This window comes from Oceaniovalibus guishaninsula JLT2003, assembly GCF_000299575.1.
GTDB lineage: Bacteria > Pseudomonadota > Alphaproteobacteria > Rhodobacterales > Rhodobacteraceae > Palleronia > Palleronia guishaninsula.
On the sequence record NZ_AMGO01000052.1, the window covers coordinates 58,268 to 74,116 of the forward strand.

General features: G+C 63.7%; 15 protein-coding genes. 4 read left to right on the forward strand and 11 right to left on the reverse strand.

Going from position 1 to position 15,849, the window contains the following annotated elements; all coding sequences use genetic code 11:
• Nucleotides 1-29 precede the first annotated feature (29 nt).
• The 4 genes from OCGS_RS11460 to typA all read left to right on the forward strand — a co-directional run bounded on the left by OCGS_RS11460 (nucleotide 30) and on the right by typA (nucleotide 4,834).
• Nucleotides 30-683 carry an alpha/beta hydrolase gene (locus OCGS_RS11460; RefSeq protein ID WP_007427406.1) on the forward strand — a complete coding sequence of 218 codons (654 nt, stop codon included), beginning with the start codon at nucleotides 30-32 and terminating at the stop codon, nucleotides 681-683.
• 97 nt (nucleotides 684-780) lie between these two features.
• Entirely contained in the window at nucleotides 781-1,992 is a 1,212-nt protein-coding gene (locus OCGS_RS11465; RefSeq protein ID WP_007427407.1) for an NADP-dependent isocitrate dehydrogenase, read from the forward strand.
• A 60-nt stretch (nucleotides 1,993-2,052) separates the two neighbouring features.
• Nucleotides 2,053-2,961, forward strand: a complete 909-nt coding sequence (locus tag OCGS_RS11470) for a mechanosensitive ion channel family protein (protein WP_007427408.1) — start codon at nucleotides 2,053-2,055, stop codon at nucleotides 2,959-2,961.
• A gap of 55 nt (nucleotides 2,962-3,016) precedes the next feature.
• Nucleotides 3,017-4,834: a translational GTPase TypA gene (gene typA, locus OCGS_RS11475; RefSeq protein WP_007427409.1), complete on the forward strand. Its 1,818-nt coding sequence runs from the start codon at nucleotides 3,017-3,019 to the stop codon at nucleotides 4,832-4,834.
• 33 nt (nucleotides 4,835-4,867) lie between these two features.
• On the opposite strand, the gene OCGS_RS11480 is transcribed toward typA, so the two are convergent.
• From OCGS_RS11480 to OCGS_RS11530, 11 genes are all read right to left on the reverse strand, one after another.
• On the reverse strand, nucleotides 4,868-5,152 hold the full coding sequence (locus OCGS_RS11480; RefSeq protein ID WP_007427410.1) for a DUF1330 domain-containing protein: 285 nt from the start codon (nucleotides 5,150-5,152) through the stop codon (nucleotides 4,868-4,870).
• Between the two features lie 2 nt (nucleotides 5,153-5,154).
• Nucleotides 5,155-7,809 carry an alanine--tRNA ligase gene (gene alaS, locus OCGS_RS11485; RefSeq protein WP_007427411.1) on the reverse strand — a complete coding sequence of 885 codons (2,655 nt, stop codon included), beginning with the start codon at nucleotides 7,807-7,809 and terminating at the stop codon, nucleotides 5,155-5,157.
• 126 nt (nucleotides 7,810-7,935) lie between these two features.
• On the reverse strand, nucleotides 7,936-9,009 hold the full coding sequence (gene recA / locus OCGS_RS11490) for a recombinase RecA (protein WP_007427412.1): 1,074 nt from the start codon (nucleotides 9,007-9,009) through the stop codon (nucleotides 7,936-7,938).
• A gap of 145 nt (nucleotides 9,010-9,154) precedes the next feature.
• Nucleotides 9,155-11,434 carry a hybrid sensor histidine kinase/response regulator gene (locus tag OCGS_RS11495; protein ID WP_007427413.1) on the reverse strand — a complete coding sequence of 760 codons (2,280 nt, stop codon included), beginning with the start codon at nucleotides 11,432-11,434 and terminating at the stop codon, nucleotides 9,155-9,157.
• 99 nt (nucleotides 11,435-11,533) lie between these two features.
• A complete protein-coding gene (locus OCGS_RS11500) occupies nucleotides 11,534-12,700 on the reverse strand; it encodes an RsmB/NOP family class I SAM-dependent RNA methyltransferase (protein ID WP_007427414.1) in 1,167 nt (388 codons plus the stop codon).
• Nucleotides 12,697-13,257, reverse strand: a complete 561-nt coding sequence (locus OCGS_RS11505) for a DsbE family thiol:disulfide interchange protein (RefSeq protein ID WP_007427415.1) — start codon at nucleotides 13,255-13,257, stop codon at nucleotides 12,697-12,699. Before OCGS_RS11505 ends, OCGS_RS11500 begins: the two co-directional genes overlap by 4 nt.
• A complete protein-coding gene (ccmD, locus tag OCGS_RS11510; RefSeq protein ID WP_040610993.1) occupies nucleotides 13,250-13,399 on the reverse strand; it encodes a heme exporter protein CcmD in 150 nt (49 codons plus the stop codon). Before ccmD ends, OCGS_RS11505 begins: the two co-directional genes overlap by 8 nt.
• The gene (locus OCGS_RS11515; protein ID WP_007427417.1) at nucleotides 13,399-14,139 is read right to left on the reverse strand and encodes a heme ABC transporter permease; all 741 of its coding nucleotides are present in this window, start codon (nucleotides 14,137-14,139) and stop codon (nucleotides 13,399-13,401) included. The genes ccmD and OCGS_RS11515 overlap by 1 nt, the downstream gene beginning before the upstream one ends.
• 51 nt (nucleotides 14,140-14,190) lie before the next feature.
• Entirely contained in the window at nucleotides 14,191-14,847 is a 657-nt protein-coding gene (ccmB, locus tag OCGS_RS11520) for a heme exporter protein CcmB (RefSeq protein ID WP_007427418.1), read from the reverse strand.
• Nucleotides 14,844-15,464, reverse strand: coding sequence for a heme ABC exporter ATP-binding protein CcmA (gene ccmA / locus OCGS_RS11525; RefSeq protein ID WP_007427419.1), 621 nt, complete (start codon nucleotides 15,462-15,464; stop codon nucleotides 14,844-14,846). The genes ccmB and ccmA overlap by 4 nt, the downstream gene beginning before the upstream one ends.
• A 24-nt stretch (nucleotides 15,465-15,488) precedes the next feature.
• A complete protein-coding gene (locus tag OCGS_RS11530; RefSeq protein WP_007427420.1) occupies nucleotides 15,489-15,842 on the reverse strand; it encodes an Mth938-like domain-containing protein in 354 nt (117 codons plus the stop codon).
• Nucleotides 15,843-15,849: the final 7 nt, after the last annotated feature.

A 15,849-nucleotide genomic window follows, 5' to 3' on the forward strand; every position in this document is an offset into this window, starting at 1 on the left:
GCCCCGCCAAGCCCAGCACGAAGGTCGCCATGCCCGAGGTCATCTTTCCCGGTCCCGAAGGCCGGCTTGAAGGTCGCTATCATCCCCAGAAGATGCGCGATGCGCCGATTGCGATCATCTTGCACCCGCATCCGCAATTCGGCGGCACGATGAACAATCGCGTCGTTTACAACCTGCACTATGCCTTCCTCAACCTCGGATTCACGGTGCTGCGGTTCAACTTCCGCGGTGTGGGGCGCAGCCAGGGCGAATACGATCAGGGCATAGGCGAGCTGTCGGACGCGGCATCGGCGCTCGATTATCTGCAAAGCATGAACAACAATGCCAAGCATTGCTGGGTCGCGGGCTTCAGCTTCGGCGCATGGATCGGGATGCAGTTGCTGATGCGGCGCCCCGAGATCACCGGCTTCATCAGCGTCTCGCCGCCCGCCAACATGTACGATTTCAGCTTCCTCGCGCCCTGCCCGTCCTCGGGGCTGATCGTGAACGGCACCGCCGACCGGGTGGCGCCGCCCAAGGATACGCTCAACCTGGTCAACAAACTGCACGACCAGAAGGGCATCACGATCACCCACGAACAGATCGAGGGTGCCGACCACTTCTTTCAGGATCCGCATATGGAACCGATGATCGGCATGGTTCAGGATTATGTCAGGCGGCGCCTGACGGAATCGACGCGCTAGGACATCGACCGCACGGCCCGGCGGAATCGGGGGTTGGCCTTCCCCACCGCCGCACGATGGGTTACGGGGTGCGGCAAAGCACAACCCGGAGGCCGGAATGGACAAGATCAAGGTAGCCAACCCCGTCGTGGAACTCGACGGCGACGAGATGACGCGCATCATCTGGGATGTCATCAAGCAGAAGCTGATCCTGCCCTATCTGGACATCGACCTGCTCTACTACGATCTTGGCATCGAGAAACGCGACCGCACCGACGACCAGATCACCATCGACGCCGCCGAGAAGATCAAGGAGATCGGTGTCGGCGTGAAATGCGCCACCATCACCCCCGACGAGGCACGGGTCGAGGAATTCGGCCTGAAGAAGATGTGGCGCAGCCCCAACGGAACGATCCGCAACATCCTGGGCGGCGTCATCTTCCGCGAACCGATCATCTGCAAGAACGTGCCCCGCCTGGTGCCCGGCTGGACGCAGCCCATCATCGTCGGCCGCCACGCCTTCGGCGACCAGTATCGCGCAACCGACTTCCGCTTTCCCGGCAAGGGCAAGCTGACGATCAGGTTCGTGGGCGACGATGGCGAGACGATCGAGCACGAGGTTTTCGACGCGCCGTCCTCGGGGGTGACGATGGCGATGTACAACCTCGACGACAGCATCCGCGACTTTGCACGCGCATCGCTGAATTACGGACTGAACCGGAACTATCCGGTCTATCTTTCGACCAAGAACACGATCCTCAAGGCGTATGACGGCCGGTTCAAGGATATCTTCCAGGAAATCTACGACGCCGAATTCGCCGACGCCTTCAAGAAGGCCGGCATCACCTATGAGCACCGCCTGATCGACGACATGGTGGCCGCGGCGATGAAATGGTCCGGCGGCTATGTCTGGGCGTGCAAGAACTATGACGGCGATGTGCAATCCGACACCGTGGCGCAGGGCTTCGGCAGCCTGGGGCTGATGACCAGTCAACTGATGACGCCCGACGGCAAGATCGTGGAGGCCGAGGCCGCCCACGGCACCGTCACCCGCCATTATCGCCAGCATCAAAAGGGCGAGCAGACCTCGACCAATTCCATCGCGTCGATCTTTGCCTGGACGGGCGGCCTGCGTCACCGCGCCAAGCTGGACGACAACGCCGAATTGCAACGCTTCGCCGATACGCTGGAAAAGGTGGTCGTGGACACCGTTGAAGCGGGCCACATGACCAAGGATCTGGCGCTTCTGGTCGGGCCGGAGCAGAAATGGCTGACGACGACGGGTTTCCTCGACAAGGTGGACGAGAACCTGAACCGCGCGCTGGGCTGATCCCCGCACCGTCCGCCCGGCCCCAAGCCGGGCGGATCGCCCCACCGGAGCCTTCGGCCGATGCACGAAATCTTCGGCCCCTTCTGGGGCATGTTTCCCGCCCCCATGCGCGATCAGCTGACTGGCTATGCCACCGCCTTCTGGCGCGCATTGCCCGGCATCGTCATGGCGGCGGTTTTCCTGCTGTTCATCTGGGGCATCGTGCGGCTGGTCCGGTGGAGTCTTCCGCGCACGCTGGGTCGGGCGCATATGCGCCATTCCATCGTCGATGTCATCGCAATGCTGGCCACGGTAGGGTTGTGGCTGCTAGGGGCGCTGATCGCCGTGACGTTAGCCTTTCCGGGTATCACGCCGGGCCGCGCGCTGGCGGCGCTCGGCCTTGGCGGGGTGGCCATCGGCTTTGCCTTCAAGGATGTGTTCGAAAACTTCCTAGCGGGAATCCTGCTGTTGATCCGCGAGCCGTTTCGCGTCCACGACTTCATCGAGTGCGAGGGGATCGAGGGCCAGGTCGAAGTCATCACCATCCGCGACACCCATGTCCGTCAGACCGACGGTCAGCTTGTCGTCGCCCCCAACGCGATGTTCTTCAAGAACCCTGTCACCATCCGCACCGCCGAGGGTCTGCGTCGCACCACGGTCATCTGCGGTATCGCCCTGCACGAGGACGTGGACCGCGCCCGCAGCGTCATCGCAGACGCCGTGCGCGGCGTCGATTCTGTTCGCAACGATGTGAAGGACGTGCAGATCTTCGCGCAGGAATTCGGCGACTACGCCATCCGCTTCGAGGTGACGTGGTGGACCGGATCGCGGCCCGTCGATATCCGCGCCAGCCGCGACAAGGTGGTGGCCGCCGTCAAACGCGCGCTGGACGAAGCCGGGATCGAAATTCCGGTGCCCTACAGACGCATGACTTTCGGCGACCCTCTCCATACCGTGAACGATGGGGCGTCCCGGCAAGACGGGGACTAGCCATCGGCGCGGCCACGCTGTAAGGGCCGCTCACTCCCTCAATCAAGGCTGCCCAATGGATCTGCGAAACATCGCCATCATCGCCCATGTCGATCACGGAAAGACGACGCTGGTGGACGAACTGCTGAAGCAGTCGGGCGCCTTCCGTGAAAATCAGGCCACGGCCGAGCGGATGATGGACAGCAACGACCTGGAGCGCGAGCGCGGGATCACCATCCTTGCCAAGAATACCAGCGTCGAATGGAAAGGCACGCGCATCAACATCATCGACACGCCGGGCCACGCCGACTTCGGCGGCGAGGTCGAACGGATCCTGTCGATGGTTGACGGTGTGGTGCTGCTGGTCGATGCCGCGGAAGGCCCGATGCCGCAGACCAAATTCGTTACCTCAAAGGCGCTGGCGCTGGGGTTGCGGCCCATCGTCGTGCTGAACAAGGTCGACAAGCCCGATGCCGAACCCGACCGTGCCCTGAACGAGGTGTTTGATCTTTTCGCCAACCTCGATGCCGATGACGACCAGCTCGACTTTCCGCATCTCTATGCCAGCGGGCGGAACGGCTGGTGCGATGCCGAACTCGACGGTCCGCGCAAGGATTTGTCGGCGCTTTTCAACCTGATCGTGCGACACGTTCCCGCCCCGCGGCAGCAAAAGCATCAGGACGAAGACTTCTCGATGCTGGCCACGACGCTGGGGGCCGATCCCTTCGTCGGTCGCCTGCTGACGGGCCGGGTCGAGACCGGCAGGCTGAAGGTCGGCGCGACGGTTCAGGCCCTGTCCCGCATCGGCCAGAAGATCGAGCAGTTCCGCGTGACCCGCATCCAGGCTTTCCGCGGATTGGGCCAGCAGGATATCGACGAAGCGCAGGCAGGCGACATCGTCAGCCTCGCGGGCATGTCGAAGGCCACCGTGGCCGACACGATCTGCGCACTTGCCATCGAAACGCCCCTGCCGGCCCAACCCATCGACCCGCCGACGATCACCGTCACCTTCGGCATCAACGACAGCCCGCTTGCCGGGCGCGACGGCAAGAAGGTTCAATCCCGCGTCATCCGCGAACGCCTGCTCAAAGAAGCGGAATCGAACGTCGCCATCAAGGTGTCCGATACCCCCGGCGGCGAGGCGTTCGAGGTCGCGGGACGGGGCGAACTTCAAATGGGCGTCCTGATCGAGAATATGCGTCGTGAGGGGTTCGAGCTTTCGATTTCGCGGCCGCAGGTGCTGATGCGCGATGTGGACGGTCAACGGATGGAGCCGATCGAGGAAGCCACGATCGACGTGGACGACGAATATTCCGGCGTCGTGATCGAAAAGATCACCGGCGCGCGCAAGGGCGAACTGGTCGAGATGAAACCGGCCGGCGCGGGCAAGACACGTATCATCGCCCATGTTCCGTCGCGCGGATTGATCGGTTATCACGGTGAATTTCTGACCGACACGCGTGGGACCGGCGTGCTGAACCGCGTGTTCCACGGCTGGGCGCCGTTCAAGGGTCCGATCCCCGGCCGCCGTCAGGGCGTCCTGATTTCGATGGAGAACGGAACGTCCGTCGCCTATGCGCTCTGGAAGCTGGAAGATCGCGGCAGGTTCTTCATCGGCGCGCAGGAGCCTGTCTATACCGGCATGATCATCGGCGAACATAGCCGCGACAACGATCTCGAAGTGAACCCGTTGAAGGGCAAGCAACTGACCAATGTACGTGCCAGCGGCACCGACGAAGCCGTGCGCCTGACCACGCCCGTCACCATGTCGCTGGAACAGGCCATCGCCTATATCGACGACGACGAACTGGTCGAGGTCACGCCGAACGCGATCCGCCTGCGCAAGCGGTTCCTCGACCCCCACGAACGCAAGCGCCACGCAAAGGCAAGCTGACCTTGGACGGCCCGGCGTCTCGAACCGGGCCGCCTAGGCTTCCTCGACGATCGACAACTCCCGTTCGGCGGCACCGCGCGCATGGGCCAGCGCCTGCTGGTAGGCCTCGGATCTATAGCAGGCTTCCGCAGCTTCGACCGACGGAAAGCGCGCCACCACATTGCGGGGGCGGTCCGGTCCTTCCAGCGTGACATACCGGCCGCCCCGCGCCAGAAACTGCCCACCATGCGCGGCAATGGCGTCGGTCGCCAGCGCGGCATAACGGGCGTACCTGTCTGCATCGGTGACACGCACATGCGCGATCCACAAGGCCGTCATGGTCAGACCCCTTCCAGCATGGTGCGTACGGCCGAAATCGCCGCATCGGCTCGACTGACATCCGGCCCGCCGCCTTGCGCCATATCGGGTCGCCCGCCCCCGCCCTTGCCGCCCAGTTCACCGACAGCAGTACGCACGATATCGACAGCCGAGATGCGCCCTGTCAAATCGTCGGTGACGCCAGCGGCCACCGCCGCCTTCCCACCCGTATCCGCGATCAGCAGGGCGATCCCGCTGCCCAGCCGCCCCTTGAGTTCGTCAATCAGGGCGGGCAGGTCCTTGCCGCTCACATTTTCGACCGCCTGCGCCGCGAATGCGATTCCCGCGACGGTTTCGGAAGCCTGTCCTATTGCCGCCCCCCCCATCGCCGCGTCGCGGCGAAGCCGGCCGAGCTGGGCGGCCAGATCGCGCCTCTCGTCCAGAAGGCCCTTCACGCGCTCCGTCACTTCGCCCGGCGGCGTGCGCAGCATTGCGGCCGTCTCGGCCAGCCGGGCCGCCTGAAGGGAAAGGTGATCGAGCGCGGCCTGCCCCGTCAGCGCTTCGATCCGACGGACGCCCGACGACGACGCGGCGTCGCCCAGCAGAACGCACAGCCCGATCTCGCCCGTTTGCCGCACATGGGTGCCACCGCAAAGTTCGATCGACCAAGTCGCACCATTAGACCCGCGTCCGGTATTCGCATGACCCATGGACACTACGCGCACCTCGTCCCCGTACTTTTCGCCGAACAGGGCCTGCGCACCCAACGCGCGGGCCTCGTCGGGCGTCATGATACGGGTTTCGACGGCAGAGTTCTGGCGGATGAAGTGGTTGATCTCGCGTTCGACTGTTGCAAGCTCCGTCGGGGCAAGCGGCTTGGGATGGCTGAAATCGAAGCGCAGCCTGTCGGGCGCGTTCAGCGATCCGCGCTGCGCGACATGGGGGCCCAGCGTCTGACGCAGCGCCTCGTGCAGAAGATGCGTTGCCGAATGATTGGCCCGTATCCGCGCACGTCTGTCCGCATCGACTGTCAGTTGCGCCGGTTGGCCGGTGCGGACGTTGCCTTCCACGATGTCAGCAAGATGAATGAAGACGCCCGCGACTTTCCGCGTATCCGTCACCCGCAACAAGGCCGTCGGTGTGCGGATCGTTCCCTGATCGCCAACCTGGCCGCCTGCCTCCGCGTAGAACGGCGTCTGGTTGACGACGACCTGAACTGACTGCCCCAAAGGCACATCGTCGACTTCTGCCGTTCCCGCGACCAGCGTCGTGATCTGCCCTTCGGCTTCCAGGGTATCATAGCCCAGGAACTCGGTCGGACCGTGCCGCTCGAACACGTCGAACCAGATCGCCTGATCGGCAACCTCGCCGGACCCCGTCCAAGCGGCCCGCGCCTGCCGCTTCTGCTCGGCCATGGCGCTGGTGAACGCCTCGGTGTTCACGCCGCGGCCCCTTTCCCGTAAAGCGTCCTGCGTCAGGTCGAGGGGGAAGCCATACGTGTCGTAAAGTTTGAATGCCGTCTCGCCGGGCAATTCGGCACCGTCGGGCAGCACCGCCAACTCGTCATCCAGCAGCCGCAACCCCCGTTCGAGCGTCTGCCGGAACCGCGTTTCCTCGCCCAGCAGGGTTTCCTCGATCGTCGCCTGCGACTGGCTCAATTCCGGGAATGCTTGGCCCATTTCCCGAACCAAAGCGGGCACAAGGCGATACATCACCGGATCCTTCGCGCCCAGCAGGTGCGCATGGCGCATCGCCCGCCGCATGATCCGCCGCAGCACGTAACCGCGCCCCTCGCTTGACGGCATGACTCCATCGGCAATCAGAAAGGATGTCGATCGCAGATGATCGGCGATGACGCGATGATGCACATTGCCCGGCCCATCGGGATCCGTATGGGTGACGTGCGCCGATGCCTCGATCAGCGTTCGCAGCAGGTCTGTGTCGTAATTGTCGTGCTTGCCCTGCAACAGCGCGCCGATCCGTTCCAGCCCCATTCCGGTATCGATCGATTGATTGGGCAGGTCGCGCTGGCTGCCGTCCTCGAACCGTTCGTACTGCATGAAGACAAGATTCCAGATCTCGATGAACCTGTCGCCATCCTCGTCGGGACTGCCCGGCGGCCCTCCGGGGATGTGATCGCCGTGATCGTAGAAGATCTCGGAACACGGGCCGCAGGGCCCGGTCGGACCCATCATCCAGAAATTGTCGTCTGTTGCGATCCGCAGGATCCGGCTGTCCGGTAAACCGGCATGCTTCTTCCAGATCGACGCCGCTTCATCGTCGGTGTGATAGACGGTCACAAGAAGACGGGAAGGGTCGATCCCGAATTCCTTGGTAATCAAATCCCAGGCGAACGGTATGGCGTCGCCCTTGAAATAATCTCCGAAACTGAAGTTTCCCAGCATCTCGAAGAACGTGTGATGCCGGGCCGTATATCCGACATTGTCGAGGTCGTTATGCTTGCCACCGGCCCGTACACATTTCTGGCTGGTCGTCGCACGCTTATAATCGCGATGTTCGACGCCGGTGAACAGGTTCTTGAACTGCACCATTCCCGAATTGGTGAACATCAGCGTCGGATCGTTCTTTGGAACCAACGAACTGCTCGGAACCTGCCGGTGCCCATGCTTTACAAAGAAATCGAGGAAGGTCGACCGGATGTCGTTGAGCGATGGCATGAAACGTGCGGGTCCTCGCGCTTGGGTGATGGCGGCAAGCTTCGGATGTAACGCCGCTCCCCGCATCGGGCAAGCGGAAGGGTGGCATCCGACTGTCAGCGCCGGGATACAGGCCCCGCCGTCACATCACTCCTCCAGCATCTCCTCCGAATCTTCGGAGTCGGAGGTGTGGAAGTCGAGGCCATGGGATGCCCGGATCTTGTCCTCTATCTGCATGGCCATGGCCGGATTGTCGCGCAGGAACTGCTTGGCGTTCTCGCGACCCTGCCCGATCCGCTCGTCGCCATAGGAAAACCAAGATCCCGACTTGTCGACCACGCCGGCCTTGACGCCAAGATCGAGCAGCTCGCCTGCCTTCGATATGCCTTCGCCGTACATGATGTCGAATTCGACCTGCTTGAAGGGCGGTGCGACCTTGTTCTTGACCACCTTCACGCGCGTCTGGTTGCCCACGACTTCGTCACGGTCCTTGATCGACCCGATCCGGCGGATGTCGAGACGGACCGAACTGTAGAACTTCAGCGCATTGCCGCCGGTCGTCGTTTCCGGGCTGCCAAACATCACGCCGATCTTCATGCGAATCTGGTTGATGAAAATGACCATGCAGCCAGATCGGCTGATCGACCCGGTCAGTTTGCGCATCGCTTGGCTCATCAGACGGGCATGCACGCCGACCGAACTGTCGCCCATATCGCCCTCAAGCTCGGATTTCGGCGTCAGCGCGGCAACGCTGTCCACGACCACAAGATTGACCGCGCCCGAGCGGACCAGCGTATCGACGATTTCAAGCGCCTGTTCGCCGGTATCCGGCTGGCTGATCAGCAGTTCGTCAAGGTTCACGCCCAACCGCCGCGCATATTGCGGATCGAGTGCGTGTTCGGCATCGACGAAGGCGCAGACGCCCCCCTTTTTCTGTTCCTCCGCAACGACATGAAGCGTCAAGGTCGTCTTGCCGGAACTTTCGGGCCCGTAAATCTCGACGATCCGGCCTTTGGGCAGGCCACCGATACCAAGGGCGATATCCAGACCCAGCGATCCAGTCGACGTCGATTCGAAATCGGGCAACGGGTTGTCGCCACCCAGCTTCATGATCGAGCCCTTGCCGAACTGCCGCTCGATCTGCGCGAGGGCGGAATCGAGGGCCTTCTGCTTGTCGCCGCTGCGCTTGTCTGCCATGTCGAGAATACGTGCCATGCTCATGTTTCGATCCTTGTTGCATGCCCGCGTGATAGCGGCAATGACTGCTGTGGTTCCGGGATTCCCTTTGGTCCGATAGTGGGAACATAAGAAGAACTTTTCAAGTCGTCATCTTGAATTCGCTCAGGATTGGATCTTCGGATGGCGGTCATACCATCTGATCCTGGACGATCTTCGTCAGGTCGGTCAGCGAGAAGGGCTTCGGCAGGAAGACCGAATTGGGGATCCGGGTCTGCGTGTCGTGGAAATTCTCCTGTGCATAGCCCGAGATGAAGACGACCCGCACGTCAGGACGGGTGCGCAGCGCCTCCTGGACCCAGGACGGGCCATCGCGGCCCGGCATGATGACGTCCGTGACGAACACGTCGATATGAAGGTCGGGATCCGAGAGCTTTTCCAGCGCGCTTTCGGCATCTTCCGCTTCGATAACGGTAAAGCCCCACAGTCGCAGCGCGCGGCAGGCAAAGGCGCGGACGGGCGGCTCGTCCTCGACGAGCAGGACAACCCCTTCTCCGGCCTTGGAAGCCACGTCGGATCGGGCGATGATCGCGGGTTCCGACTTTACCACACATGCCGGATCATGGGCCGGAAACAACAGGCTGAACTCCGCGCCGAGCCCTGCATCGCTATCGGCGAAAATATATCCGCCGGTCTGCTTGACGATGCCGTAAGCCGTGGACAGTCCAAGGCCCGTTCCTTCGCCCACTCTTTTTGTCGTGAAGAACGGCTCGAAGATCTTGGGCAGCTTGTCATGGGGGATGCCGTGCCCCTCGTCCCTCACCTGCACCAGGACGTAGCGGCCCGCCGGCACCGTCACGCGGTCGCGCTGCAAAGGATCGCTCACAACCCGCATTCGGGTGGAGATTCGAACCCGTCCGCCCGAGGGCATCGCGTCGCGGGCATTGACGACGAGATTGACGATGACCTGCTCGATCTGACGGCGATCGGCCCGGATCAGATGCAGGTCCGGATCGTGATCGAAGGTCAGCGTCACCTTCTCTCCCACAAGCCGGTTCAGCAGATGGGTAAGTTCCGACAGCGCTTCGCGCAGGTCGATCATTTCCGGTTGCAGGTTCTGCTTGCGCGAGAAGGCCAGCAGCTGCCGGACCAAGGCCGCGGCGCGGTTTGCATTCTGGTTGATCTGTTCGAGATCCGCGAAGTCCTGATCGCCTGCGTCGTGACGCAGCAGCAGCAGGTCGCAATGTCCGCCGATCGCGGTCAACAGGTTGTTGAAATCGTGCGCGACGCCGCCAGCGAGCTGACCGATCGCCTGCATCTTCTGGCTTTGGACGAATTGCGCCTCGAGCGTCTTGAGTTCGGTGGCGTCATGCAGGACCGCCAGCAATTTCGGGCCGGTTCCCATATCGGCATGGCCCAGGGTGACCTGAACGAACAGCTCCGCATCCGGCCGTGCCGCACGCAACACCTCGGGCTTGAGGGAAATGCGCCCGCCAAAAGCATCGTCGAGCCATTCGCCGACCGGACGACCCAAGCCTTCGAAAAGATCGGCCAGCATCGGTTTTGCGGCGGTGTCCGGCAATTCCAGCAGGTCGCGTGCCAATCCGTTCGCATGGCTGACCCGGCCTTCCGCATCGATCTGAAGGACGGGGACCGGCACGAGGTCCAGCGCGCTTTCGTGTCCGACTGCCGACAGCCCGGCCGACGGCAGCAGGACGGCATCGATGGCCCCATCCGGCCCGCCAAGCAGAACGGTCAACCGTCCGCCGGCCTGATCGTTCAGCAACACCGGACGGTCACTTGCCATCGCGATATCCTGGCTGTCCAGACCTTGCCGCCAGCGGATCGGGTCGGGAACCTTGGCAAGAAAGGCAGGACTGGCCGCAACGATCCCGCCCGAGCGGCCCATCCGAAGCCACGCCAACGCATCGGGTGCAATCATCAGGTCGGTTTCCGTCTCGACTGTCCAGAACAGGCGGGTGCCGGGCATCAAACGAACGGTCACAAGGGTGCGGCCAATTCTTCGGGACGCGCGACCTTGTTCGGCTGCCTGCGCGATCAGGTCGGTGACCCCGACCGCCGGATCGGCAAAGCAATCGCTGACTATCGTTCTGGCATGGTTCGGTCCGCTTCCAGATGCACGTCTCTGAGCTGCATCGTTGACCCAAACGATCGCCCCCCGGGCATCCGTCACGAATGCAAGGTCGGTGTCGGCGCCGTAAAGCGCTTCGATGGTCTGGACCTCGCTGCCACGGACGGTCGCTGGCTGGCAGAGAAAGCCGGCCAAGGCCGAGACGAAGGCCGTTCCGGCCATCGCCGTCAGGACAAGATAACCGCCGCTTTCCTTTATCCCGGCGAGGATCAGGACAGCCGCCAGTATCGCGGCAGCGGCGACCAACGGGCGACCCGCCAAGGGACGCAGGCTTTCCAGCTCTAATTTGCCGCTGCGAACCGGACTGTCCATGCGCATATAGCCCTCGATACGATGAAACCGGAGGATGCGCCGGATCGATTGAAAAACCCCTAATCGCAGCCTGCGAAAAGACGTGCATCTATCAACCGCAGGTTGCTAAAACGCCTGTCTTTGTGACATGAGCGCAACGTAAAAGCCGTCGCCGCCTTCCAATGGCGTCAGCCTGCGACGGAGGACCGGATGCCACGAAGGACTGTCCGCAAGGAATCCGTCGACGATTGCATCGTTTTCTTCCGCGAGGAGCGAGCAGGTCGCATAGGCCAGCACGCCATCGCGCGCCACCAGGGCTGAAGCCTGCCGCAGGATCTTCGATTGCAGACGCTGAAGCTCGGTCAGGCGTGCCGCATCCAGTCGCAGCTTGCCTTCAGGGTTGCGACGCCAGGCCCCCGACCCGGAACAGGGCGCATCGACCAGCACCAGATCGTAATCGCCGGAACGCAATGCGGACCTGTCCACGATTCTCACCGTCACGCCGGCCCGGTCGGCACGCGCGGGCAAACCGGCCATCCGGCTGGCGTCGATATCGTGAGCGTCCATCGCTATATCGGCACGGCCGAGGATCGACAGGGCCTTTCCGCCCCCGCCCGCGCAGTAATCCAGAACGCGCTGACCGTCCCGCACAGGCAGCAGATCGCAGATACGCTGGCTTGCCGCGTCCTGCATCTCGACCAGCCCATCAAGATAGGCCCGGCTTCGCTGCACCGCCCGCGCGTTATCGACCACCTCCAGACAGGTCGGCGACAATGGTCCGTCCACCGCCCGGATGCCATCGGTTGCGAGCGACGCTATCGCCCCTGCCCTATCGGTCTTGCGCAGGTTTACCCGCAGATGCAGGGGCGCACGGTGGCGCAGACGGTCCATGATTGCGGCAAAATCCGCCCCAAGCGCACGCCTCATCGACGGTTCCAGCCAGCCAGGGCAGTCGAGCGCAACCGGACCGTCCATCGGCCACGCCACGCCTTCCCCCGGCTCGATGATCGCCGGGGCATAGGTCTGGCCGGTGAACATCGTTTCCGGCGCGATGCCCTGCTGGCGCATCAGGCCGATCATCCGTCCGCGTCCGGTCGCCGCACCGCCCTCGGCAGCCGTCGACCACCAGCGTCGCAGAACGTCGAAGACGTGATCGCGAATGGCGGCGCGGTCCTTCGACCCGGCATGCCGCGCAGATCTGGCCCAGTTCGTCAGAACCTTCTCGGCCGGTGCCCCGGCGTCGATACGGTCGATAAGCTCGATCGCCGTCGCGACACGCGCGGCAGGCGTCACGGTGTGCCCGGCTGGCCAATCTCGCCTTGCGCCGACGCTATCGCAGGCCGGATCTGGCCCTCCAGCGACCGGGTCGTCACCGGCCCGGCGAACCGCAGAACGATCCGGCCCTCGCCGTCGATCACGAAGGTTTCGGGCACACCGTAAACGCCCCAATCCCGTGCCGTCCTGCCATCCACGTCGGCGCCGATGGACGCGTAGGGCGATCCAAGCTCGTCCAGAAAGCCCAATGCCTTGGCGGGATCGTCCTTGTAGTTAATGCCATGAATCGGAACTCCCTCCGCTGCAAGCTTCTCCAGCGTCGGGTGCTCGACACGGCAAGGCGCGCACCAGCTCGCCCAGAAGTTAACAAGCTTGACGCCCGGTTGGGCCAGCATCGCCTCGTCGAACTCGGAAAGATCGCCAAGCGGGGCGACGGAAACGGCAGGGGCCGGCCGACCGATGAAGGTCGATGGCAGCGCATCGGGATCCTCGCGCTGCATGCCGACGAAGAACAGCGCCGCCAGCCCGGCAAAGACGACCGGCGGAATGACCGCGAGAACCGGAAACCTAGCCACGGCGGCGCGCCTCCGCATCGGCAAGGCGGCGGCGCACCTGACGGCCCTTGAATGCGGTCAGCCCGACAAGCGCGCCCAGCAACCCCAGCGCCATGCCATAAGCCGACAGCACCTCCACCGCATAACGTCCCAGATCGGGCATCATTCCATCCTTTCGCGGGCTTCCAGCACGGCCAGCCGCCTTGCCCGGATTTCCGTCCGCGTCCGTGCCAGGACAAGTGCTACGAACAGCAGAACGAAGGCAGCAATGCAGACCAGAAGCGGATAATAAAACACGTCGGACACGTTTTCGGCCTTGTCGAGGCTCAGCGATGCGCCCTGGTGCAACCCCTGATTCCAGAAGTTGACCGCATAGCGCGACAGAACCGCGAAGACCGACCCGACAAGACACAGGACCGAAGTCAGGTCCGCGGCGGTATCGGGATCCTCGATGGCCTGCCATAAGGCGATGTAGCCGAGATAGAAAAGGAACAGGATCAGAAACGAGGTCAGGCGCGGATCCCACGCCCAGAACGTGCCCCACATCGGCTGTCCCCACAGCGCACCCGTCACCAGAGCGATCAGGGTCATGGTGATCCCGACCGGCGCCGCCGCCTTCGCTGCCAAGGCACTGACGTGATGACGGCGGATCAGCCAGATCAGCGACGCGACCAGCATCATCGCCCATGCGTTGATCGCCATCATGGCGGACGGCACGTGAAGGTAGATGATCTTTACCGTCGCTCCCTGCCGATAGTCATCGGGCGTGAAGAAGAACCCCCAGATCAGCCCCAATGCCAGCAAGCCGCCCGCCAGCCCCCCGAGGACCGGAACCGCCCGTTCGGTCGTGGCCATGAACCGCGTCGGGTTGGCATAGCTCCAGATGGAAAAGGCTTGCGACATGCCGCACCATCTAGCCCCTGCCCCCGTCGGCCTCAAGGACCGCATGTTGCGTCAGCGCAAGTTCACCCGCAAAGCAGCCGAAGCCGCGAAGGGCAGCAGCGCGACGCTGCCCGCAGAGACAGCGGCAAGCAGAATCAGAGGGGCCGACAAATCCATTCCCTCCGCCCCGCGGCGCGCGACTTCGGCGCCGAAGATCAGCGTCGGTACGTAGAGCGGCAGCACCAGCAGCGACAACAACAATCCGCCGCGCCGCAACCCCACGGTCAGCGCCGCCCCGAACGTCCCGATCAGACTGAGCGCGGGGGTCCCGATTGCAAGGCTTGCCGCAAGCCAGACGTGACCGGGCGCCGGCAGGTTCAGCAAGACGGCAAGAATCGGCGCCGACAGCGTCAGCGGCAGGCCGGTCGTCAGCCAGTGAGCGACGGCCTTGGCCAGGGCGATGCCTTCCATCGGGACGGGTGCGGTGGCCAACAGCTCCAGCGTGCCATCCTCGCGATCCAGCGCAAAGATCCGGTCGAGCGACAGCAGGCAGGCCAGCAGCGCCCCGAGCCACAGGATACCGGGGGCGATCCGCGATAATTGACCAGATTCCGGCCCGATGGCGAAGGGCGTCAACACGACGACGATCAGATAGAAGGCCAGCCCCAGACCGAACCCGCCCCCTGCCCGTACCGCCAGCGTCACGTCGCGCAGGATCAGCCGGATCATGCAAAGCCCCCGTTACCGCCGAACCCCGCCAAATCCCGCGGCTTGGCCTTGTAGGGCGCCAGGTCGAGGACCGGCGCGTCAATACCGCAGCCGACATGCGTGGCGATCAGCGCGGTGCCGCCCCGGCGCAGATGCGCGTCGACAGCCTGACCGAACAAAGCCGTCGAGGCGGTGTCGAGCGAGACGGTCGGTTCGTCCAGCAGCCAGATGGGACGCCCCGTCACCAGCAGGCGCGCCAGACCCACCCGCCGTTTCTGCCCCGCCGACAGCGTTGCGGCCAGCCGACCGGCCAGTCCGTCAAGCGAGAATGCGGTCAGCGCCGCGTCGATATCGGAAGTGCCGTGCAGGCCGGCCCAGAAACGCAGATTCTCCGCAACGGACATCTGCGCCTTGATGCCGTCAGCGTGGGCGCCATAGGCCATCTGCCCGGTATCGGGTTCGACAGTGCCTTCCAGCAGCGGCTGAAGACCCGCCACCGCGCGCAGTAGCGATGTCTTGCCAATCCCGTTCGGGCCACGCAGGATCAGCGCCTGCCCCGTCTCGATGCGGGCCGACACCCCCTCTAGCACGGGAACCCCGCCGCGCGCCACGGCGATGTCGCGCAGGATCAGCGCCATGCCGCTTCCGGCATCGAAACGGCGTCAGACGGCAAGCAGTGCCGCGCCGATCCGTCGCCCTTCACCAAGCAGCACGTTGTAGGTACGGCAGGCAGCACCCGTCGCCATGATCTCCAGCCCCAGACCAGCATCTTCAAGCAACTGGCGAAACGCGCGGGGCAGCGGCGCGATCTCGACCCCGGTGCCGATCAGCAGGACATCGACCTGCTCCGCCACGGCCAGCAGCGTCGCGGTATCGTCATAGCCGCCCCACATCCGTGGCCCCTCGGGCAGAACGGCGACGGATCCGCGATAGACCCTGCCGTCTATCCGAAAAAAGCCGGGGCCGTAGCCGTCTACGGGCCGGCGTCCGTCATAATCGACTTCGTTCAGACGCATCGCTGTT

Excerpts from the sequence above, each read along its gene's own strand:
- OCGS_RS11460 (WP_007427406.1), top strand. The coding sequence starts at position 30 with ATGCCCGAGGTCATCTTTCCCGGTCCCGAAGGCCGGCTTGAAGGTCGC.
- OCGS_RS11465 (WP_007427407.1), top strand. The coding sequence starts at position 781 with ATGGACAAGATCAAGGTAGCCAACCCCGTCGTGGAACTCGACGGCGAC.
- OCGS_RS11470 (WP_007427408.1), top strand. The coding sequence starts at position 2,053 with ATGCACGAAATCTTCGGCCCCTTCTGGGGCATGTTTCCCGCCCCCATG.
- typA (WP_007427409.1), top strand. The coding sequence starts at position 3,017 with ATGGATCTGCGAAACATCGCCATCATCGCCCATGTCGATCACGGAAAG.
- OCGS_RS11480 (WP_007427410.1), bottom strand. The coding sequence starts at position 5,152 with ATGACGGCCTTGTGGATCGCGCATGTGCGTGTCACCGATGCAGACAGG.
- alaS (WP_007427411.1), bottom strand. The coding sequence starts at position 7,809 with ATGCCATCGCTCAACGACATCCGGTCGACCTTCCTCGATTTCTTTGTA.
- recA (WP_007427412.1), bottom strand. The coding sequence starts at position 9,009 with ATGAGCATGGCACGTATTCTCGACATGGCAGACAAGCGCAGCGGCGAC.
- OCGS_RS11495 (WP_007427413.1), bottom strand. The coding sequence starts at position 11,434 with ATGCGCATGGACAGTCCGGTTCGCAGCGGCAAATTAGAGCTGGAAAGC.
- ccmD (WP_040610993.1), bottom strand. The coding sequence starts at position 13,399 with ATGCCCGATCTGGGACGTTATGCGGTGGAGGTGCTGTCGGCTTATGGC.
- OCGS_RS11515 (WP_007427417.1), bottom strand. The coding sequence starts at position 14,139 with ATGTCGCAAGCCTTTTCCATCTGGAGCTATGCCAACCCGACGCGGTTC.
- ccmB (WP_007427418.1), bottom strand. The coding sequence starts at position 14,847 with ATGATCCGGCTGATCCTGCGCGACGTGACGCTGGCGGTACGGGCAGGG.
- ccmA (WP_007427419.1), bottom strand. The coding sequence starts at position 15,464 with ATGGCGCTGATCCTGCGCGACATCGCCGTGGCGCGCGGCGGGGTTCCC.
- OCGS_RS11530 (WP_007427420.1), bottom strand. The coding sequence starts at position 15,842 with ATGCGTCTGAACGAAGTCGATTATGACGGACGCCGGCCCGTAGACGGC.